The 22694-nt window shown below is 41.5% G+C and carries 22 protein-coding genes; all 22 read left to right on the top strand.

Going from position 1 to position 22694, the window contains the following annotated elements; genetic code table 11:
* Positions 1-5: 5 nt before the first annotated feature.
* Positions 6-806, top strand: coding sequence for a flagellar assembly protein FliH (gene fliH / locus R3X26_RS02245; protein WP_317715481.1), 801 nt, complete (start codon positions 6-8; stop codon positions 804-806).
* The gene (gene fliI / locus R3X26_RS02240) at positions 806-2137 is read left to right on the top strand and encodes a flagellar protein export ATPase FliI (RefSeq protein ID WP_317715480.1); all 1332 of its coding nucleotides are present in this window, start codon (positions 806-808) and stop codon (positions 2135-2137) included. Before fliH ends, fliI begins: the two co-directional genes overlap by 1 nt.
* A gap of 16 nt (positions 2138-2153) precedes the next feature.
* Positions 2154-2591, top strand: coding sequence for a flagellar export protein FliJ (gene fliJ / locus R3X26_RS02235; RefSeq protein ID WP_317715479.1), 438 nt, complete (start codon positions 2154-2156; stop codon positions 2589-2591).
* 155 nt (positions 2592-2746) lie between these two features.
* A complete protein-coding gene (locus R3X26_RS02230) occupies positions 2747-4786 on the top strand; it encodes a flagellar hook-length control protein FliK (protein WP_317715478.1) in 2040 nt (679 codons plus the stop codon).
* Positions 4787-4854: 68 nt separating this feature from the next.
* Positions 4855-5358, top strand: coding sequence for a flagellar basal body-associated protein FliL (gene fliL, locus R3X26_RS02225; protein WP_317715477.1), 504 nt, complete (start codon positions 4855-4857; stop codon positions 5356-5358).
* Between the two features lie 7 nt (positions 5359-5365).
* Positions 5366-6418, top strand: coding sequence for a flagellar motor switch protein FliM (fliM, locus tag R3X26_RS02220; RefSeq protein ID WP_317715476.1), 1053 nt, complete (start codon positions 5366-5368; stop codon positions 6416-6418).
* Between the two features lie 149 nt (positions 6419-6567).
* Positions 6568-6972 carry a flagellar motor switch protein FliN gene (fliN, locus tag R3X26_RS02215; RefSeq protein WP_317715475.1) on the top strand — a complete coding sequence of 135 codons (405 nt, stop codon included), beginning with the start codon at positions 6568-6570 and terminating at the stop codon, positions 6970-6972.
* Between the two features lie 51 nt (positions 6973-7023).
* A complete protein-coding gene (gene fliO, locus R3X26_RS02210; RefSeq protein WP_411572379.1) occupies positions 7024-7464 on the top strand; it encodes a flagellar biosynthetic protein FliO in 441 nt (146 codons plus the stop codon).
* Entirely contained in the window at positions 7451-8323 is an 873-nt protein-coding gene (gene fliP / locus R3X26_RS02205; protein ID WP_317715473.1) for a flagellar type III secretion system pore protein FliP, read from the top strand. The genes fliO and fliP overlap by 14 nt, the downstream gene beginning before the upstream one ends.
* 14 nt (positions 8324-8337) lie before the next feature.
* On the top strand, positions 8338-8607 hold the full coding sequence (gene fliQ, locus R3X26_RS02200) for a flagellar biosynthesis protein FliQ (RefSeq protein WP_317715472.1): 270 nt from the start codon (positions 8338-8340) through the stop codon (positions 8605-8607).
* 20 nt (positions 8608-8627) lie between these two features.
* Positions 8628-9413: a flagellar biosynthetic protein FliR gene (gene fliR, locus R3X26_RS02195; RefSeq protein WP_317715471.1), complete on the top strand. Its 786-nt coding sequence runs from the start codon at positions 8628-8630 to the stop codon at positions 9411-9413.
* Positions 9414-9422: 9 nt separating this feature from the next.
* Positions 9423-10553 carry a flagellar biosynthesis protein FlhB gene (gene flhB / locus R3X26_RS02190; RefSeq protein ID WP_317715470.1) on the top strand — a complete coding sequence of 377 codons (1131 nt, stop codon included), beginning with the start codon at positions 9423-9425 and terminating at the stop codon, positions 10551-10553.
* Positions 10554-10683: 130 nt separating this feature from the next.
* Positions 10684-12777, top strand: a complete 2094-nt coding sequence (gene flhA / locus R3X26_RS02185) for a flagellar biosynthesis protein FlhA (RefSeq protein ID WP_317715469.1) — start codon at positions 10684-10686, stop codon at positions 12775-12777.
* 123 nt (positions 12778-12900) lie between these two features.
* Positions 12901-14451: a flagellar biosynthesis protein FlhF gene (gene flhF / locus R3X26_RS02180; RefSeq protein ID WP_317715468.1), complete on the top strand. Its 1551-nt coding sequence runs from the start codon at positions 12901-12903 to the stop codon at positions 14449-14451.
* Positions 14452-14454: 3 nt separating this feature from the next.
* Positions 14455-15342 (top strand): MinD/ParA family protein, encoded by an 888-nt coding sequence (locus R3X26_RS02175; RefSeq protein WP_317715467.1) that lies wholly within the window; start codon positions 14455-14457, stop codon positions 15340-15342.
* Positions 15335-16069 carry an RNA polymerase sigma factor FliA gene (locus R3X26_RS02170; protein WP_317715466.1) on the top strand — a complete coding sequence of 245 codons (735 nt, stop codon included), beginning with the start codon at positions 15335-15337 and terminating at the stop codon, positions 16067-16069. The genes R3X26_RS02175 and R3X26_RS02170 overlap by 8 nt, the downstream gene beginning before the upstream one ends.
* A 43-nt stretch (positions 16070-16112) precedes the next feature.
* Positions 16113-16481 (top strand): chemotaxis response regulator CheY, encoded by a 369-nt coding sequence (gene cheY / locus R3X26_RS02165; protein WP_317715545.1) that lies wholly within the window; start codon positions 16113-16115, stop codon positions 16479-16481.
* 51 nt (positions 16482-16532) lie between these two features.
* A complete protein-coding gene (locus tag R3X26_RS02160) occupies positions 16533-17252 on the top strand; it encodes a protein phosphatase CheZ (protein WP_317715465.1) in 720 nt (239 codons plus the stop codon).
* A 9-nt stretch (positions 17253-17261) separates the two neighbouring features.
* Complete coding sequence (locus tag R3X26_RS02155) at positions 17262-19580, top strand: chemotaxis protein CheA (protein ID WP_317715464.1); 2319 nt, start codon at positions 17262-17264, stop codon at positions 19578-19580.
* A gap of 10 nt (positions 19581-19590) precedes the next feature.
* Positions 19591-20769, top strand: coding sequence for a chemotaxis response regulator protein-glutamate methylesterase (locus tag R3X26_RS02150; RefSeq protein WP_317715463.1), 1179 nt, complete (start codon positions 19591-19593; stop codon positions 20767-20769).
* A gap of 8 nt (positions 20770-20777) precedes the next feature.
* Positions 20778-21557 carry a ParA family protein gene (locus tag R3X26_RS02145; RefSeq protein WP_317715462.1) on the top strand — a complete coding sequence of 260 codons (780 nt, stop codon included), beginning with the start codon at positions 20778-20780 and terminating at the stop codon, positions 21555-21557.
* Positions 21547-22692 (top strand): chemotaxis protein CheW, encoded by a 1146-nt coding sequence (locus R3X26_RS02140; protein WP_317715461.1) that lies wholly within the window; start codon positions 21547-21549, stop codon positions 22690-22692. Before R3X26_RS02145 ends, R3X26_RS02140 begins: the two co-directional genes overlap by 11 nt.
* The last annotated feature ends 2 nt before the right edge of the window (positions 22693-22694 follow it).

Raw genomic sequence — 22694 nt, 5'->3', positions numbered from 1 at the left:
AATGTATGTCTCTTGAGCGAAAAAGAGGGTTTTTGCGACCAGAAGAAGATGATGTAGAAATCCAACCCGAGAAATGGGGATTGCCTGACTATACGCCTAAGTCTCATAATGAAGCACAAGAAACGGCATTGAATTATGACCCAAGTTGGATCCCTAATTTTGACGAACCAGTCACTGACGAGCCAATGGCGTTAACTCAAGAAGCCGTTGATGAAATACGTCAAAGTGCACACGAAGAAGGGTACCACCAAGGACAAGAAGCTGGCTTTACCGCAGGCTATGAAAAAGGTAAAGAAAAAGGCTTACAAGAGGGGCAATCTGAAGGTTTAGAGTTGGGTAAGTCCGAAGGACTCCAACAAGGGCAGGAACTGATAAAGCAACAGATAGAGCAGTTTATTAACTTGGCCAATCAATTTGCTCAGCCATTAGAATTGATGAACGCTCAAGTAGAAAAACAATTGGTTGAAATGGTGTTGATGTTAACCAAAGAAGTTGTTCATGTTGAAGTACAAACTAATCCACAAATTATTTTAGATACCGTCAAAGAGTCGGTAGAAGCGTTACCTATTGCTGGTCATTCAATCACCTTAAAACTCAATCCAGAAGATATCGATATTGTTCATTCTGCTTATGGCGACGAAGCGTTAAACTTGCGCAACTGGACTTTAGTTAGTGAGCCATCACTTAATCGTGGTGATATTCAAATAGAAGCTGGTGAGTCTAGCGTTAACTATAAAATGGAAGAACGTATTCGTTCTGTTATTCAATCTTTTTGTGCCGCTAATCGTTTTCAAGGAACAGAGTAATGCAAGCGCTTGCGGAAAAGCTATCGCAATATAAAACTCAAGGATTAACGACTCGCGCTATAGCATCAGGAAAATTGGTGCGCGTGGTTGGGTTAACTCTAGAAGCGACGGGTTGTAAAGCTCCGATTGGTAGTTTGTGCACGGTAGAAACATTAACTGGAAATATGGAAGCTGAAGTAATAGGTTTCTCTGGTGATAATTTATTTCTTATGCCAAGTGAACAAACTTCCGGCATATTACCTGGCGCGAAAGTGACGCCCATTACCAGTGAAGGCGGTTTGCCGGTTGGAATGGAGCTTTTGGGACGAGTTATTGACGGCGTAGGAAACCCTATCGATGGACTTGGTGACATTTACACCGATAAACGGGCTGCATTTACAAGCGACCCGATTAACCCTTTATTGCGCAAGCCAATATCTGAGCCTTTAGATGTTGGATTAAAAGCGGTAAATGGATTATTAACAGTGGGAAAAGGTCAACGAATAGGTTTATTTGCGGGTTCTGGGGTCGGTAAATCCGTTACCTTGGGTATGATGACTCGAGGAACAACTGCTCAAGTTGTAGTGGTTGGACTTATTGGTGAACGTGGACGAGAAGTAAAAGAATTTATTGAGGAAATATTAGGGGAAGAGGGCAGACAAAGGGCTGTAGTGGTGGCGGCTCCAGCTGATTCTTCACCGCTAATGCGCTTAAAAGGATGCCAAACAGCATTAACCATTGCCGAATATTTTCGAGATCAGGGATTAGATGTGTTATTGCTATTAGATTCATTAACCCGTTTTGCACAAGCTCAAAGGGAGATTGCACTCTCCGTTGGAGAACCACCCGCAACCAAAGGTTATCCACCATCCGTTTTTGCCAAGTTGCCGTCATTAGTGGAGCGCGCAGGTAACGGTAGCCCCGAACAAGGCTCTATTACCGCATTTTTTACCGTATTAACCGAAGGGGATGATCTTCAAGACCCTATCGCTGATGCCTCTCGAGCCATTCTTGATGGGCATATTGTTCTATCACGAGAAATGGCCGATGCCGGTCATTATCCAGCTATTGATGTTGAAAAGTCAGTGAGCCGGGTTATGCCACAAATTACTTCTGATGAACACATGTTAATGTCTAAAGCGGTTCGTCAAGTTTTATCTATTTGTCGCAAGAATCAAGATCTTGTTTCTATTGGCGCTTATAAACCAGGCACTGATCCTGCCATAGACAGTGCTTTCACCTTAAAACCAACGCTTGATCAATATTTACAGCAAAGCATGAAAGAGTCGGTTCCATATGAAATGTGCGTCAATATGCTGCGTAGTATTTTACAGGGCGCAGGTAGTAATTAGTGGAAGACAGTAACGTATGGAAAATGCATTAGATTTTTTGTTAGAACAAGCGAGTGAACGAGAGAATCAAGCGGTACTTGCGTTGAACAAAGCCCGCGCCGAATTAGAAGATTATTATCAACAAATCGCTCAAATTGAACGCTATCGACTGGATTATTGTCAGCAACTGATTGATCGTGGAAAAAATGGTTTGTCAGCTAGTGAATATGGGCATTTAAATCGCTTTTTAACTCAGTTAGATAATACACTCACCCAACAAAGACAGGCAGAAGGGCATTTTAAAACCCAAGTCGAAAACTGCCAAGAACATTGGCTAGAAACCAGAAAGCAGAAACGTTCTTATGAGTGGATGATCGATAAAAAAAACCAACAAAAACAGAAATTAGAAAATTATCGTGACCAAAAACAAATGGATGAATTTACTACCCTTCAGTACGCGCGACGAAAAAACTAGTTCCTCGATGAGTATGATATCGGTATGTCGGTGAGTTTTATACTGACTACTCTTGGTCTGATTTTTGCATTTGTAATCACAGATAGAATCTAGATAAACCATCGGGTTTATTTGTTATTGGCTACCTTTATGTAAGAGCACAAGAGACTAATTTTATGAATCAAACTTCTTTGTCTGTCAGCGATGTTGGTAAATCCATTCCTTTAGTCAAAAATGGAGTGACAGAGTCCAAAGAACCGTCCGATTCTAATGAATCAGGCAGTTTTCTGAGTACATTAGGCGCTATTTTTTCGACTGACGAAGAGCCAGATAAAGCAAGCTCAGTTAAATTGACCGATTCTGATGACACAAACACAGAGATTGTCGATGCTGAAGGCATTAAGACTCAACTTTCAGATGCTGCAAGTACCGATCTAGACGGATCAGAAGTCAATGGTTCAGAAGACCAAATTGCACAGTCTGGTACAGTGGAAGGACAACACTCAGTCGATGAATCAACAGATGTTGTTATTGATCAAATGACTAGCGATGAGATTTCAACCGAGTCAGGATTAAGTGATGAAGAAGTAGAGCAAAAAAAAGCTCTAAAAATGATGAATGAAGGTAACGAACTGCTAGGTCGACTGGATGAATCGAATCAAGCGTTAAAACAAACGGGAGGCAATAACTTGCCTCTAGCGGACAAAGTAGAAAAGGTTGCTTTCGACACTGGTTCTTTAGATAGCCTCGTTAGCGATACAGCAGACCAGCCTAATCAATTCCATGCAAGCAACTTGGTTTCCATCAGCGGTGACGCTACAGAATCTGACTTCATTACTAACAGTGATTTAGCAGAAGACGTCCAAGCTATCTCTTCTGTAACTGAGCAACAACAGTTAATGGCACTTTATACTGCTCAACAGGCTGAATCGGATGGTATTGATGCCGACAACCGACAAACTATGCCAGCGCCACTGTCCGAAAAACAGATCAAACTGATCTCGGATCAAGAGCTTGCTGCTTTATCTGAATCCGACCAGTTGGCGAGCCAATTGATTGAACAAGAGCTAGCTAAGCAGAATCAAGCACAGCCTGTACAAGATTCTGAACAACAGATGTTAAGCCAAATGAATAATAGTTTGGTCTGGAACGAGAAAGGATTATCTGTCGAAGCTTCGCTAGGTAAAACGTTGAGTCGTGAAGATATTGAAGCAACATTATTGGCCTTAAATTTGGATGATGTCCCGTTAGAAGAATTATCTGACGAAGAGTTAGAGTATCTCGCTCAATTGAGTATCGCTACCACTGGAGCCGAAACATCCAAAGTCACGACCGATCAGGTTAAGTCTCACTTTATGGCAGCCGCTGCGGCAAATTCCTTATCGCAACAAGCCAATCAGACTCAGCAATCTATTCAGTCTCAGCAGTCTATCCAGTTACAACAAGCCATAGCGCAATCTAATGCTCAAGCAGCATCATTAGAAAATGGCTCTGTGGCTGCTTCAGCACAAAATGGGTTTTCAGAGCAAGCTGGAGCCTCATTGGCTGGGCTCAATTCTTTCAACCCTGCACAGGTTGTTATGGCAAATAACGCTAATTCACAACAGCAAATGATGAAATCGGCATTGACCACAGCAGGTCTTGGTGAAGCACTGAATCCTAATGATAAAGGTGATAATAAGGAGAGTGGTTTATCTCAACAACTTTCGGGTTTAGCCGTTCAACAAGGTATCCAACAAGCACAAGTTAAAGGAGAAGCGTCACAAGCAGTACAACAAACGCCATTGCATTTGTCACGTGAAGCGGCCAGTGAAAAATTATCAGATCAAATTCAGATGATGATGTCAAAAAACCTGAAAAATATCGATATCCGTTTAGATCCTCCCGAGCTTGGAAGAATGCATATTAGAATGACGATGAATGGTGATACGGCTGCGGTTCAATTTACAGTGGCCAACCAACAAGCGAGAGATATGGTTGACCAAGCAATGCCACGATTAAGAGAGATGTTAAATCAGCAAGGAATACAGTTGTCTGATACATCGGTACAACAACAAAATAGTGGTCAGCAGCAAAATCAGTATGCTGAAAATGGCGAAAACAACTCAGCTGAAATGCGGGGTCGTTCTACTAATAATGAGCAAAATATTGACGAAAGCATCAATCTTAACGTTAATATTAAGTCAAAAGATGATGGAATTAGTTATTATGCTTAATATTTTTAATATAACTTAATGACTTATCAGTGTATAACTTTCTGAAAGCGGAATAATTTGAGATTTCTATGGCAGATGAGCAACAATTAGACGGTGGAGATGCACCGAAAGGCAAAAGCAAAATGATGATCATCATTATCTTAGTGGTGGTTTTATTGGCCGCTGGTGGCGGTGCTGCTTATTTTCTTTTGGGATCCGATGGCTCTGATGTCACGGAGACAGAGCAAGATCCTAACCAAGCCTCATTACCAGAGCCGGCTTCTTACGTGAACATACCTCAACCCTTTTTGTTCACAGCACCTGGTAAACAAAGAGATCGATTAGTACAAATCAAAGTTCAGGTAATGGTTAGGGGGATTAAAAATGAAGATCTTGCGCGACATCATTCCCCTTTAATCGAGAGTACTATTTTAAGTACATTGGGATCGACAACAGTAGAGCAACTGATCACACCGACAGGGCGAACTCAGTTACGCGAACAAGCCACCGAAAATATTCGTACAACAATGACTGAGTTGGTTGGGCAACCTGTTGTTGAAAAGGTTCTTTTCACCGATTTTGTAATTCAATAGGTTTCAAGTGACAGATTTATTATCTCAAGATGAAATTGATGCATTACTTCATGGCGTAGACGATGTTGATGATGCCGAAGACGAACTAGATACGGAGCTGGAAGGAACGGTCAGTTTTGATTTTTCTTCTCAAGATCGTATTGTTCGTGGCCGAATGCCTACACTGGAACTTATTAACGAACGTTTCGCCCGTCATATGCGAGTGAGTTTGTTTAATATGTTACGTAAAACCGCTGAAGTGTCGATCAATGGCGTACAAATGATGAAGTTTGGTGAATACCAAAATACATTGTACGTACCAACAAGCCTAAACATGGTGAGGTTTAGGCCACTAAAAGGTACCGCCTTGATCACAATGGAAGCTCGGTTGGTATTTATTTTAGTAGAGAATTTTTTTGGTGGAGATGGTCGATTTCACGCAAAAATTGAAGGCCGAGAATTTACGCCAACTGAGCGTAGAATCATCCAGTTATTACTCAAAGTAGTGTTTGAAGATTACAAAGAAGCTTGGTCCCCAGTTATGGGGGTAGAGTTTGAATATTTGGATGCTGAAGTGAACCCTAGTATGGCGAATATTGTTAGCCCAACAGAAGTGATTGTTGTGAGTTCATTCCATATAGAAGTTGATGGAGGTGGGGGTGATTTTCATGTGGTGATGCCATATTCGATGGTGGAGCCAATACGGGAATTACTTGATGCCGGTGTGCAATCGGACAAAATGGAAACCGATATCCGTTGGAGTTCAGCATTGCGCGATGAAATTATGGACGTACCGGTTAACTTTCGTGTCAATTTATTAGAAAAAGACATTTCTTTGCGCGATCTTATGGAGCTGCAACCTGGTGATGTTATCCCAATAAAAATGCCGGAAAACGCCACAATGTTTGTAGAAGAATTGCCCACTTATCGAGTGAAAATGGGACGATCTGGAGAAAAATTAGCGGTTCAAGTAGCGGAAAAAATTAAACGGCCCGACGTGGTAAAAACTGACATTGCATTTTTAGGCAAAGATATGATGTCAGAAATCGGCAGCGCCAATTCTGATTTGGACGACGACTAACAATCACAGCGGCTGGTTGTTATTACGATAAACTAGCATGCGACCAATAAGCATTATGACCCACAGTAATGCGCTAAATTAACATTTAACACAGACATAGGTAAGTCAATCAATCATTATCTACGTCGATAGAGAAACAGGTAATAACCATGGATCAAAACGAAGACCAAAAACTAGCAGATGAATGGGCCGCCGCTTTGAGTGAAGACCCTGCTGCGTCAGGATCTGACGACGCCGAAGTCGCGCCATTGGAAGAATTATCTGATGAGTCTGCGCCTATATCAGATGATGAGCGCCGTAAGCTTGATACTATTATGGATATTCCAGTTACCATTTCAATGGAAGTAGGTCGCTCACAGATAAGCATTAGAAACTTATTACAATTGAACCAAGGGTCAGTGGTTGAGTTAGACAGAATTGCCGGTGAATCACTGGATGTGATGGTAAACGGTACATTAATCGCTCATGGAGAAGTTGTCGTGGTCAATGATAAGTTTGGTATTCGTTTAACCGATGTGATCAGTCAAACAGAGCGCATTAAGAAGCTTAGGTAATCATCACCACTACTTATAATATAACTACACCAAGGCGAGCAATATAAAATGATGACAACCAGTGCTGATGTTGATGGTTCTAACGAGGAAAAAACCGATACATTTACGGTTAAAACAACCCTAGTGGTGAGTTTTGTCTGCTTTTCCGCACCTGCGTCAGCAGCTGTGCCACAGTTAGATTTGTTAACGACATTCGGCTCATTGATTTTTGTTCTGGCAGTGATATTTGCTTTAGCTTGGTTGCTTAAAAAGATGAGAGTACCTGCAATGGGAAATCAAAAAGGGTTGGCAGTCATAAAACAAATTCCCGTTGGTACTCGTGAACGAATTGCCGTAATCAAAGCGGGTGATGAACAGTTTTTAGTTGGTATCACCTCTCAATCCATCAACCTTATATCTCGGTTGGACAAACCCATTGATGAAGAGCAAGTGGCTAATAGCCAGTTTGCCAATCAATTCAGTCAGTTATTGAAATCAAATGAAAAAAAATAACGTTATCGCTGCATTAATAGTAGCGTTGGTATTTGTTCTGTTTGTACCTGTAACCACGGCTCAGGAAGAGCTTGACACACCTATTTCCAGTAATGCTTTAGGAGCAGAAAGTATTACTGTTACCGCTTTGCAAAGCGAGCAAAGTGGGTCAAGTAGTACAGGTTCCAGCAGCGTGTCTAATGCGCCGGGTATTCCTGCATTTACTATGACAGCGAATCCAGATGGCAGTGAAGATTATTCGGTAAACTTACAGATATTGGCACTAATGACCATGCTGGGTTTTTTACCCGCGATGGTTATTTTGATGACGTCTTTTACCCGTATTGTGGTAGTAATGTCGATACTACGCCAAGCAATGGGGCTACAACAAACACCTTCTAATCAAGTTATCATTGGTATTGCCATGTTCCTCACGTTTTTCATCATGTCTCCTGTGATTGATAACGTGAACCAAACCGCGATTCAACCTTATTTAGATCAGCAAATTTCTGCTCGTCAAGCATTTGATAATGCTCAAGAACCCATGAAAGCGTTTATGTTGAAGCAGACTCGATTAAAAGACTTAGAAACTTTCGTCAATATATCGGGTTCTGAAGTAACCAGACCGGAAGACGTTTCGATGGCGGTGCTCATCCCTGCTTTTATTACTTCGGAACTGAAAACGGCATTTCAAATTGGTTTTATGTTATTTTTACCTTTTTTAATCATTGATTTGGTTGTTGCTTCTATATTGATGGCGATGGGTATGATGATGTTATCGCCAATGATTGTGTCGCTGCCCTTTAAATTAATGCTTTTTGTGTTAGTCGATGGTTGGAATTTGATTCTTTCTACCCTAGCGGGCAGTTTTGCGTTGTAGCGAGGATAGCCCAAATGACTCCTGAAGTTTTTGTAGAAATATTTCGCAGTGCTTTATGGCTAGTTCTTGTCATGGTCTGTGCGATCATCATTCCTAGCTTGATGATCGGCTTAGTGGTTGCGATTTTTCAAGCCGCTACATCAATAAACGAGCAAACGTTAAGCTTTCTTCCGCGCTTAATTGTCACTTTGCTTGCTTTAATGTTCGGTGCTCATTGGATGACACAATCTATGATTGAGTTTTTCTATGAAATGGTAGAACGCTTACCACAAGTGCTTTACTAGCAAATAAGGTTGCATTACTGATGACAAGTTTTCCAACCACAATAGTACTCGACTGGATTGCTAATTATTTTTGGCCTTTCACCCGAATTTCAGCCATGTTTATGGTGATGACCGTTACTGGCGCAAGGTTTGTTTCTACTCGTATTCGGCTTTATCTTTCTCTAGCTGTGACTCTAGCGGTAATGCCAGCTATCCCTGCGGTAACAACCAGCATTGAATTGGTTTCATTAGCCGGTTTTTTAACTACTTTGGAGCAGTTGATTATCGGTGTTGCTATGGGCATGGTAACGCAATTTATTTTGCAAACCTTTGTTATGTTAGGCCAGATACTCGGTATGCAAGCCAGTTTAGGTTTTGCATCTATGGTTGATCCGGCTAATGGTCAGAACACGCCCTTGTTGGGACAACTGTTCATGTTTCTTGCCACTATGTTTTTCTTAGCAACCGACGGCCATCTTAAAATGATAAGTTTGGTGGTTATGAGCTTTAAAACCTTACCCATTGGAACTGGATCTCTTACCAATACCGACTTTCGCGAATTGTCTCTTTGGTTAGGCACTATGTTTAAAACCGCTTTAAGTATGTCATTATCCGGTATTATCGCTTTACTTACTGTAAATTTATCTTTTGGGGTTATGACTCGAGCAGCGCCACAGTTGAATATATTTTCTTTAGGTTTTGCTTTTGCCCTAATGGTAGGTCTACTCTTATGTTGGTACATCATGCTTGGTCTCTACAGCCACTATGAACTTTATTGGGTAGAAGGCGAGCAACAAATTTGTAAACTTATTCGACTGGCTTGTTAAAGAGAGTATATGGCAGATTCAGATGGACAAGAAAGGACAGAAGACGCAACGCCCAAGCGATTGCAACAGGCTCGAGAAAAAGGCCAAGTAGCTCGATCAAAAGAGCTGGCTTCCGTTTCTGTACTGATTGTTGGTTCTGTTTCTCTAATGATGTTTGGTGAAACATTAGCTAAGGGTTTATGGGCAGCCATGACGCGTTTATTTACGCTTAGCCGCAATGAAATTTTTGATACCACTATATTGTTGGATATTGCTTCTGGTGCTTTAGCGCAATTACTACTACCGCTATTTATCGTATTAATTACGTTATTTGTTGCCGCGGTTATTGGCTCGGCAGGAGTTGGCGGTATCAATTTTTCAGTACAAGCCGCGATGCCAAAAGCGTCTAAAATGAATCCATTAAGTGGTATAAAACGCATGTTTGGCTTACAAAGTTGGGTCGAGCTGCTTAAATCTATACTTAAAGTCTCTTTGGTTGCTGGTACCGCTTTTTACTTGATCAACGCTTCTAAAGTCGACCTATTTCAGCTGAGCATGGATACCTTTCCTCTCAATATTTATCACTCGCTCGACATACTCCTTAATTTTATTTTATTAATCAGTTGTACGTTACTGATTGTTGTCGCTATTGATATTCCGTTTCAAATATGGCAACACGCCAATCAATTGAAAATGACCAAGCAAGAGATAAAAGACGAATACAAAGAAACAGAGGGCAAGCCAGAAGTAAAAGGTAGAATCAGAATGTTGCAACGAGAAGCCGCGCAACGTCGAATGATGGCTGATGTTCCCACCGCGGATGTTATTGTTACTAACCCAGAGCACTTCTCTGTCGCTCTGCGTTACGATACAAGCAAAGATAAAGCACCGATAGTGGTAGCAAAAGGCGTTGATCATATGGCGCTGAAAATTCGAGAAATAGCCAGAGAGCACGAAATATTCATTATTCCAGCACCACCACTCGCGCGTGCTTTGTATCATTCTACTGAGTTAGAACAGCAGATCCCAGATGGTTTATTCACAGCGGTCGCACAAGTGCTAGCTTATGTATTTCAGTTGAAACAATATCGAAAACGAGGTGGTCAAAAACCGTCTCTCAACGATGAAAACATGCCAATTCCACCAGACCTTAAGTACTAATTATTGACCACAGAGTTCCGTTTATAACTTGGTGTCACTTTTTTGACTTATTGATTGGACTAATACTTGCATATTAGTAGCAATGTGTTGATTTATTTCTTTTTCAATCAAAATTGAAGCCTTGCAATTTATGAAATTTAACCTGCCATTCTCAGAAAAATTACCATCAATGTCCAATCGAGCAATACCGGCTATTGGTGCACCCATTGTTGTTTTGTCTACCTTGGGAATGGTGGTGTTACCGATACCGCCATTCTTACTCGACTTATTTTTCACTTTTAATATTGCCTTATCTTTGGTGGTCTTGTTAGTCACCATTTACACGAGAAGACCGTTAGATTTCGCTGCCTTCCCTACAGTATTGCTGGTTGCGACGTTATTGCGTTTAGCCCTTAACGTTGCATCAACTCGAGTGGTACTTCTGTACGGCCACGAAGGAGGTGATGCCGCAGGTAGTGTGATTGAAGCATTTGGTAGCGTGGTGATTGGTGGTAACTATGCTGTGGGTTTAATTGTATTCCTTATCCTTATGATCATTAACTTTATGGTTGTCACTAAAGGTGCAGGTCGTATATCAGAAGTAAGTGCACGCTTTACGTTAGACGCCTTACCCGGTAAACAGATGGCTATCGATGCCGATTTAAATGCGGGTCTTATCGACCAAGAAGCGGCAAGAACAAGACGTTTTGAAGTAACCAAAGAAGCCGACTTTTATGGTTCTATGGATGGTGCTTCTAAGTTTGTGAAAGGGGACGCCATTGCTGGTATCTTAATCCTATTTATTAATATTATCGGTGGATTGATCATCGGTATGATTCAGTTCGACCTCACCTTTCAAGACGCGATAAAAATATACACTTTGCTTACTATTGGTGATGGTTTGGTTGCTCAAATCCCATCATTACTACTCTCTATTGGCGCCGCCATCATGGTGACTCGTCAAAATACCGATGAAGATATGGGTAAAGAGATGGTATTCCAACTCTTTGATAACCCCAAAGCATTGATGATTACTGCGGCTATATTAGGTGTTATGGGCATTGTTCCAGGCATGCCTCATTTCTCTTTTCTTTCTTTAAGTCTTATTGCAGCTGCAGGTGCCTATTATTTAGCCAATAAGCAGAAGAAAGCGTTAGAGAAGTCGAACTTACCTGCCGTTGCCGAGCCAGAAAGTGTCGCTCAGAAAGAGTTATCGTGGGACGATGTTCAGCCAGTTGACATTATTGGTCTAGAAGTAGGTTATAGATTAATTCCTATGGTTGATAAAGAGCAAGGCGGAGAACTGCTTGAGCGGGTAAAAGGTGTGCGAAAAAAATTATCGCAAGATTTTGGTTTTTTAATACCTGCCGTTCATATACGAGACAATTTGGAACTGACACCAAATAGCTATCGCATTACTCTAATGGGTGTTGCAGTGGGTGAAGCAGAAATTCGTCCCGATCAAGAACTCGCGATCAATCCGGGACAAGTTTACGGCATGGTAGAAGGTGAACAAACCATTGACCCAGCATTTGGTCTTGAAGCCGTTTGGATTAAAGAAGATAAACGAGAACATGCGCAAGCTCTTGGCTACACAGTTGTCGATTCTGCAACCGTACTTGCTACGCATTTGAGCCAATTATTAACTAATAACGCCTCTCAGTTGATTGGCCACGAAGAAGTACAAAACTTACTAGAAATGCTCGGTCGTTCTACACCGAAACTAGTAGAGGGTTTTGTACCCGATCAATTGTCGTTGGGTGTTGTGGTTAAAGTGTTACAGAATCTACTTAATGAAGCGATACCGATACGCGATATACGGACTATCGTGCAAACCATGTCTGAGTACTCGAGTAAGAGTCAAGAACCTGACATATTAACCGCCGCCGTTCGAATCGCATTAAAACGACTTATTGTACAAGAAATCAATGGGATAGAACCGGAGTTGCCAGTAATAACGCTTATTCCTGAGCTGGAACAAATATTGCATCAAACTATGCAGGCGTCAGGTGGTGAATCCACGGGTATTGAGCCGGGCTTAGCTGAACGATTGCAATCGTCATTAAGTCAGGCGACGCAAGAACAAGAATTGAAAGGTGAGCCCGCGGTACTGCTTACTTCGGGTGTATTGCGCACAACATTAGCCAAATTTGTTAAAAATACGATTCCAAACTTAAGAGTACTCTCTTATCAAGAGATCCCGGATGAAAAACAGATTAGAATTGTGCAAGCAGTAGGGAACTAACGTAGCGGTTGTTTGTATTATAGATAAGTGATGAGCGGTTAACGTTAGATTTAATCAAGCAGATTGAATCTTGGGCGAATACATTGAACTTTGGATGAATACATTGAATCTTGGACGAATACATTGAAGATAAAACGATTTTTTGCCAAAGATATGCGATTAGCTCTGCTTCAAGTTAAAGAAGAACTTGGTTCAGAAGCAGTCATCATGTCGAATAAAAAAGTAGCGGGTGGTGTAGAGATAGTTGCGGCAATCGATGGTGATATGGCTGATAAACCTGTTGCTAAAGCACCGCCTCGTGTTCAATCTAGATATTCTAGTGAATCAAATAAAGCGCATGAATCTCAATACCAACGCGACCTAACAGATGATCGTGTCAGCTTACAAACGCAATCAGCGGCGCAATCAACGTCAAGTGCACAGAGAAACGCATCGGATTCGAAAACAAAGCGCTTTGCTAATATGCTGAAGCAATACAGCCGTAATGAAGACTCAAACGACGGCAATAATTCTGAAGCCGATTCACTTGCTGCTTTATTAAAGCGTCAATCAAGTACAAATAATGCTTCTCAACCACAAGTTCAGGCTCAACATGGGACAATTTCATCCTCTTTAGCGAAAGACTCAGGGTTAGCCAAACTTATTTCTGATGATTATCGTTCTGATAGCCAACGAGCCGAGAGACCAAAACCAAGATTAGATCCTTCGCGTTACGAGCGTAACTATAATCAATCAGCAGACAATGAAGAAAATAACCAAGAATTGAACTCAATGCGTGAAGAAATGATGTCAATTAGACGACTTCTTGAGCATCAAGTCTCTGGATTAATGTGGCAAGAAGTTGAACGACGCGAACCACTTAGAGCAATGCTAATTAAACGTTTAGAACGCATGGGATTATCTTCAGAACTTGCTGATCAGTTAGCGTGTTACATATCAGAAGACACGCCACCAGCTCAGGCTTGGAAAGAACTATTAGATTTAGTATCTGATCAAGTATCGGTTATTCAAACCGATATTTTAAAACGAGGTGGTGTGGTTGCACTATTAGGTCCAACTGGTGTCGGAAAAACAACCACCATAGCAAAACTAGCCGCAAGAGCGGCCATGGAATATGGCCCAGATAACGTCGCTTTAGTGACTACGGATACCTTTAGAATTGGCGCACATGAACAACTGGCCATTTATGGCAGGATCATGGGTTGTCCAGTTAAAATTGCAAAAGATTCAGAAGACTTAGCAGAAGTCATCTATCAATTACGTAATCGCAGATTAGTCTTAGTTGATACCGCAGGTATGGGGCAACGAGATGTGCGACTCACAGAACAACTTGATACGTTAATGCAAGATAGTGGCTCGGTTATAAATAGTTATTTAGTTCTTCCTGCTACAGCTCAAAGAAGAGTGTTGCAAGAAACTATTGACCATTTTAAACGTATTCCGCTTTCTGGCTGCATACTGACTAAGATCGATGAGTCGTTAAGTCTTGGTGAGTTTATAAGCGTTATAGTTCAAAATTCACTACCAGTAGCTTATGTCGCTAATGGTCAACGGGTACCCGAAGATATAGTGATAGCTCAACCCAAGTATTTGGTTGCCAAGGCCAATGAGTTACTTGAGAAATCAACTGAAAACGAACCTCACTATTGGACCAGTGATACCGATGGATTCTAAGCAATGACAGATAATAACATGCAAGATCAGGCCAGTGGCTTACGCCGACTAACTCAGCCAACCTTAACCAAGGTAATTGCGGTTACAGGTGGTAAAGGTGGGGTGGGTAAATCACATGTTTCACTAAGCTTGGCGATATCTATGGCTCGTCAAGGTAAGAAAGTGATGGTTTTGGACGCAGATTTAGGCTTAGCAAATGTTGATATTATGCTTGGATTACGCCCTAAACGTAACTTAAGTCATTTGTTGGCAGGAGAGTGCGAACTTAAAGATACCATTGTTGAAGGCCCACATGGGATAAAAATCATACCCGCTACGTCAGGTACGCAAAGTATGACAGAATTAAGTCATGCTCAGCACGCAGGCTTGATTCGCGCCTTTGGTTCTTTGGAAGAAGACGTCGATGTACTACTGATCGATACCGCAGCAGGTATTTCTGACATGGTGGTCAGTTTTTCACGTGCGGCTCAGGATGTTATCGTTGTGGTATGTGATGAACCGACCTCTATCACTGATGCTTATGCACTGATTAAATTATTAAGCCGCGAACATGGTGTACAAAGGTTCAAAATTGTTGCCAATATGGTGAGAAGTTATCGCGAAGGAAGAGAATTGTTTACAAAGTTGACATTGGTCACAGAACGCTTCCTGAATGTGAGTCTTGAACTGGTCGCATGCGTACCGTTAGATGATAAAGTACGTCAGTCCGTAAAAAAACAGAAAATTGTGGTAGACGCATTTCCTCGTTCTCCTGCTGCTTTGGCATTGAGTACGTTAGCCAACAAGGCATTAACATGGCCAATACCTAAAACACCGAGTGGTCATTTAGAGTTCTTTGTGGAAAGGTTGTTAAATAAACGAGAAACAATAGGGGAATCACTTGGTGAATAAGGCGCTAACCTATGACCAACACGCGAATGTTAATAGCCAGAAATCGTTTCTAGAGCAGTATTCGACCTTGGTTAAGCGTATCGCACACCATCTTATGGGCCGTCTACCGCCTAGCGTTCAGGTTGATGATTTGATTCAAGCTGGAATGATAGGGCTTTTAGAAGCGCAACAAAATTACGATAACTCTAAAGGCGCAAGCTTTGAAACTTACGCAGGAATAAGAATTCGAGGTTCGATGCTCGATGAAGTTCGCAAGGGAGATTGGGTCCCTCGCTCTGTTCATCGCAACAATCGAACAATTAATCAGGCAATTAGTGAATTAGAGGCTCAACTTTCTAGAGACCCTGCCGATATAGAAGTAGCACAGTATTTAAATATGACGATAGAGCAATATCATTCTGCTTTATCAGATATAAGTTGTTCGCGTTTAGTCGGTATTGAAGATTTAGGTGTGTCTGAAGATGTTATCTCTACCAGTGAGAATTCGTATTCAAATACACCATTTCAAGGTGTAGCAGACGAGAATTTTAGACAAGCTTTGGTTGAATCAATTAAAGGTTTACCAGAAAGAGAAGCTTTGGTTCTGTCACTTTATTATGATGAAGAATTAAATTTAAAAGAAATTGGAGAAGTATTAGGAGTAAGCGAATCTCGCGTAAGCCAAATACACAGCCAATCCATGCAACGTTTGCGTGCTAAACTAAGTTCGTGGACACAAGAAGACTAACACACTGAATTCAACTTCAGTGGAGGTAATTTTGAACAAAAACATGAAAATTCTTATTGTTGATGATTTTTCAACAATGCGTCGTATTGTTAAAAACCTACTACGTGATTTGGGTTTCAATAACACGCAAGAGGCAGATGACGGTTTAACGGCGCTGCCAATGTTAAAAAAAGGCGAGTTTGACTTTGTTGTGACTGACTGGAATATGCCAGGGATGCAAGGTATCGACTTATTAAAAAATATTCGTTCAGATGCCGATCTGAAACATCTTCCGGTATTGATGATTACCGCTGAAGCTAAACGGGAGCAAATTATTGAAGCTGCTCAAGCTGGCGTGAATGGTTATATTGTAAAACCTTTTACTGCCGCAACGCTTAAAGAAAAGTTAGACAAAATTTTTGAGCGTTTATAAGTCAATATACGCAACTAACTCAACATTAATCGCGTAGAAGGACTTTGCAGTATGATTTCAATAGAACAAGCACGCACCCTAGTTGAGCTACTCGAAGCTGGTAAGCAGAAAGAAGCCAATGACATCGTTATATCGATGTTAAAGGGTAGAGAGAACCCCATTATTAATGAAGTCGGTTCGCTAACAAGAGAGCTTCATGATGCTTTGGATCAGTTTAAGATTGATCCAAGAATGAGTGTTATTGCCAATGAAGAGATCCCGGATGCACGTAATCGACTCGAATATGTGATGGAAAAAACTGAATCTGCGGCGAATAGAACCATGGATGCGGTTGAGCGCTCTCTACCCATTGCAGATAAGCTACATGAAAGCCTACTTTTAGTTAGACCAACATGGAATGAATTGATGAAAGGTAGAATAGAACTATCTGAATTCAAAACGTTATGCTTGCACATTGATGAACTATTAACCCAAGTAGAGGGTGATAGTACTGAGCTACGAAGTCAATTGACTGAAATTTTGATGGCACAAGATTTTCAAGATCTCACAGGACAGATAATTTCTCGCGTCATTATTTTAGTCCGTGAAGTGGAAGAAAGATTAGTGGAAATTTTGACCTCTTTCGGTATAGAAAGTACAGAAAAAGAAACTTCGACTGCAAACAAAGTATCTACCGAGGCTGAGGGTCCAATATTAAATCCTCACGAGAGAGAAGATGCGGTTTCATCTCAAGATGATGTTGATGATTTGTTATCGAGTCTTGGATTCTAAGGGTAAACTATGAGCTATGAATTAGACGAAGAAATTCTACAAGACTTTTTAGTAGAAGCAGGTGAAATACTCGAGTTATTGTCAGAGCAACTGATTGAACTTGAAAATAACCCACAAGATAAAGAACTACTAAACGCGATTTTCCGTGGTTTTCACACCGTAAAAGGTGGCGCTGGTTTTCTAGCTTTAACAGAATTGGTCGACGCGTGTCATGGTGCAGAAAATGTGTTCGATATTTTGCGCAATGGTCAACGCCAAGTCACTGCCGATTTAATGGACACTATTTTACAGTCGTTAGATGCCGTAAACGTCATGTTTAGCGCTGTACAAAATGGTGAAGCCTTAATTCCTGCAGATCCGGCATTATTAGCCGAATTACACAGACTAAGCCAACCAGCAAGTGCAGACGAAGAGACGATACAAGAACCAGTCGATACTATTGAGCCGCCAGTAGAAACCCCTTCTGAAAGTACCATAGACTCCGCCATTCAAGCAGAAGATACGACGTCACCCATGAGTCAGAACAACTCATTAGACGACATTTCTCAAGATGAATTTGAGAAGCTACTGGATGAATTGCATGGTAAAGGATCGGCTCCTGGGGCATCTGCTAGTAGCACTAGTGCAGTCGGTGCATCTACTGTTTCCAGTATAGAAAAACCTGTCTCGACTTCGACTGAAGCGAGTACAGGTGACATTACCGATGATGAGTTTGAGAAACTACTGGATGAATTACATGGTAAAGGCAGTGCTCCCGGAGCAAGTTCCTCTGCTCCAGTAGAATCTGATTCTACTGTAAAACAAACTCCAGTTGAAAAACCGGCGTCGGTAGAAGCTGATGTAATGACAGACGATGAGTTTGAAAGTTTGCTCGACCAATTGCATGGTAGTGGCAAAGGGCCTTCTGTCGATGAATTGGAAAGTAGTGCCAAATTGACAGTTGAAGAAAGCAAACCTACAGCGAAAACTGAACTTGACGCTACGCCAAAAACCACGCAAACGTCAAAAGCTAGTCCGGCAGCTAAAAAACCAGTCGTCGAAAATAAAGTCGTTGAAAATAAAAAAGCGGCAGCAGAAAAGCCGGCCGTAGCAAAGAAAAAAGCAGTAGCAGAAAAAGCGAGTAAAACTCCAGTGGCGAAACCTCAAGCCGAAGCCACGGTACGAGTCGATACGTCCACTTTAGATATCATCATGAATATGGTTGGTGAGCTTGTGTTAGTTCGTAACCGTTTAGTGAGTTTAGGTTTAAGCCGTAATGACGAAGAAATGTCTAAGGCTGTTTCAAATTTAGATATTGTTACCGCTGACCTGCAAGGGGCAGTAATGAAAACCCGAATGCAGCCGATCAAAAAAGTATTTGGTCGTTTTCCTCGAGTTGTGCGTGACCTAGCCCGAACGCTAAATAAAGAAATTAAGCTTGAGATGCGTGGAGAAGATACAGACTTAGATAAAAACTTAGTGGAAGCATTAGCCGACCCTCTTATCCACTTAGTCAGAAACTCGGTTGACCATGGTATTGAAATGCCAGATGTTCGTGAACAAAATGGCAAATCTAGGACGGGTAAAGTCATTCTATCTGCTTCACAGGAAGGGGACCATATTGAACTTGCTATTGTCGATGATGGCGGTGGTATGGATCCAGATAAGCTAAGAAATATCGCGGTAAACCGCGGTATAATGGACAATGAAGCAGCCTCACGACTGACCGATAAAGAGTGTTTTAATCTTATATTTGCTCCTGGATTTTCGTCAAAAGAGAAAATATCGGATATCTCTGGACGCGGTGTCGGTATGGACGTGGTTAAAACTGCAATTAATACCTTAAACGGCGCGGTTGACGTTGATTCTGAATTAGGTAAAGGAACTAAAATTACTATAAAAGTTCCGCTAACTCTCGCGATTCTCCCAACACTAATGGTTGGTGTTTGCAATCAACCTTTTGCTCTGCCGTTAGCCAGTGTTAATGAAATATTTAACTTGGATTTATCAAAAACCAATATTGTCGATGGTCAATTAACGATTATTGTTCGAGACAAATCCATACCACTATTTTATCTTCAAAACTGGTTAGTCCCTAAATCAGGACAAGTTGATCAGCGTAAAGGTGGGCATGGGCATGTCGTTATTGTGCAGTTAGGTAGCCAGCGTGTTGGGTTTGTTGTCGATAATTTAATTGGTCAAGAAGAAGTGGTAATCAAACCTCTAGACGAATTATTACAAGGAACACCTGGAATGGCTGGTGCGACTATCACTAGTGATGGACATATTGCACTTATTCTAGATGTACCGAACTTATTGAAGCAATACGCTACTCGCTCTCGCATGTAAGAAGGATTATATGGCTGTAAAAGTACTCGTTGTTGATGATTCTAGCTTTTTTCGCCGTAGAGTGAGCGAGATAATCAATGCTGATCCTCGCTTAGAAGTTATTGACGTTGCAACAAACGGTAAAGATGCGATTAAAAAAGTAACGCAGCTTAAACCTGATGTAGTTACCATGGATATCGAAATGCCGGTTATGAACGGTATTAGTGCAGTGCGTGAAATAATGCAGGCAAATCCGGTTCCAATTTTAATGTTTTCATCGTTAACTCATGATGGTGCCAAAGCAACGTTAGATGCGTTAGATGCGGGCGCACTCGACTTTTTACCAAAAAAGTTTGAGGATATTGCGCGTAATAGGGATGAGGCTACTCAACTATTACAACAAAAAGTGTTTGAAATTTCTCGTAAGCGTATGTTGGTTCGACGCAGAACGGCATTGCCTGTTACAGGTGATTCACCATTAAAAACAGCGCCAATAGGTTCAACTATATCGGCTACTTCTGCATCCAAATCATCGATCCCTGCTTCAATAAGAAAACCGTCTGGTGGGGCTAATATAGATCGTGGCGTTAGGTCTGATCGAAAAATACATGCTAGGTTTCGAGCAACAGGGAAAAAATATCAGCTGACTGCAATTGGCACCTCAACAGGCGGCCCTGTTGCCTTACAAAAAATATTAACGAAGTTACCAAGTAATTATCCTCATCCCATTATCCTTATTCAGCATATGCCAGCGACTTTTACTGCGGCATTCGCTAGCCGCTTAAATACACTCTGTAGCATAAAGGTTAAAGAAGCCTCTGATGGTGACGTATTGCGTGCTGGCGTCGCGTATTTGGCTCCAGGTGGTATGCAAATGATGGTTGAAGGTCGTCCCGGCAGTGCAAAATTACGAGTTTTTGATGGGGGCGAGCGTATGAATTATAAACCAAGTGTGGATGTGACTTTTGGGTCTGCAGCTAAAGTTTATCAAGATAAGGTTCTCTCTATGGTACTCACCGGTATGGGAGCAGATGGTCGAGAAGGTGCTCGTATGTTGCAATCTGCCGGAGCCACAATTTGGGCGCAAGATGAAGATAGCTGTGTTGTTTATGGTATGCCGCAAGCCGTCGCCAAAGCCAATATTTCTAGCGAAGACCTTCCATTAGATCGTATTGCCGAGCGCATATTGGTCGAAGTCGGATTGGCTTAGGAGTCCATATGATCGTTTGGAGTGTAGCAAATCAAAAAGGCGGTGTCGGAAAAACGACTACTACCGTGACACTGGCTGGTTTGCTGAGTAAAAAGGGCCATCGAGTCTTGCTTGTAGATACCGATCCTCACGGGTCACTCACTACATATTTAGGATACGATTCAGACTCTGTAGCAAAAAGTCTTTTTGATTTATTTCAATTAACAGAAATAAATAGAGAGTCGATAAAGCCATTGATTTTGGCATCTGAAGTGGAAAACATTGATCTTATTCCCGCTCACATGTCGCTAGCAACATTAGATCGTGTGATGGGAAACCGTAGTGGAATGGGGCTAATTTTAAAAAGAGCATTGCTCGCATTACACGGTGATTACGACTATGTTCTTATCGATTGTCCGCCTATCTTAGGTGTTATGATGGTCAATGCATTGGCGGCAAGTGACCGAATTCTTATTCCGGTACAAACTGAATTTTTAGCTATGAAAGGGTTGGAGAGAATGATTAGAACGCTCGCCATCATGCAAAAATCTCGTAACCGAGCGTTTAAAACCACTATTGTTCCGACTATGTATGATAAACGTACGCGTGCATCATTAACCACGCTCAATCAGTTAAAGCAAGATTATCCAGATCACGTTTGGAGTTCAGCTGTCCCTATCGATACAAAATTTAGAGATGCTAGTTTGAAAAACTTGCCCGCTTCCCATTTTGCTGAAGGGAGCCGTGGAGTCTTTGCTTACAAACAATTGCTCATCTATTTGGAGAGGTTGGCCTTAGATGGACAGTAAAAAGATGCATAAGCTATCTGGCGCAGAAGCGTTAGAAGAATACTTTACGTCACTTTTAGATGAAGAGTTAGAATTTGACGGTGAAGACAGCGAACTGGTTACGGAAATGGTGCCGCAGAATTCAACCTCCAGCATCGAAACAAAGTCTGCTAATGATGAACACCAGCATTTGCAGTTGCAACAGCAGCCTAAATTAGACGATTATGACGCTCAAACTGAACTAGAATATAGTGAGTTAGAAGTTCCTGATTTGAATGTTGTGCAAAAGTTGTTGGATAAATTGGGATCGACCGATGTAATCGAAGAGCCTGAAATAGCGAACCTAATTGAAAAAAACACCGCAACGATTGCTCAAATAGATACTGAACAAGTAGAACCAGAAATTGCGAGTGTTGAAGAAGAGAAAACCGAAGAAATTCAACAGTGGCAAACTGAAACGGAATCTGATTCTCAAAAACAGTCCGCTCTCGTTGCGGATAACGAGATTGAGCAAACTACAGTCAACGATCACAATACGGCAACGGATCAGTTTTCAGTAGCAGAAGATAGCCCGCTTGTTGAACAAACTAATAGTATTGATACTGGAGTCGAGCCTCAATTACAGACTGACAACCAAGGATTAGGGTTTGAGGATTGGACAAGTACCGAACGAGATGTCGATTTTCAAGTATTGTACTTTGATGTGAACGGTGTCACCTTTGCTGTGCCATTAGATGAACTAGGTGGTATTCATAAAACTGCTGAAATGAGCCACTTGATCGGTCGTCCATCATGGTATCTCGGTTTACAAACGAATAAAGATAATCAATATGATGTTGTTGATACTGCAAAATGGGTTATGGCAGATAGACTAAAAGATGAATCACACAAAGAAGCGTATCAATATATTGTAATGCTAGGTAACAGTTCATGGGGGCTTGCCGCCACAGAACTAAAAGGCACTGAATTGCTAAATGTTGATAGCGTGCGTTGGCGTTCTCAAGCAGCGAAAAGGCCTTGGTTAGCTGGAATGGTAAAAGAAAAAATGTGTGCTTTGATTCACGTTGAAGCCATGATAAAAATGATAACTGCTGGTCTGGACGTAAAGTCTTTAGACAGTGACAAAGGTTTGTCGAAAGCGACACAAAGAGGATAAGA

Origin of the sequence: Vibrio sp. TH_r3 (assembly GCF_033101115.1) — a bacterium.
Taxonomy (GTDB): domain Bacteria; phylum Pseudomonadota; class Gammaproteobacteria; order Enterobacterales; family Vibrionaceae; genus Vibrio.
The sequence above is the reverse complement of the archived record's forward strand: the minus strand, read 5'-3'. Positions and strand labels throughout refer to the sequence as shown.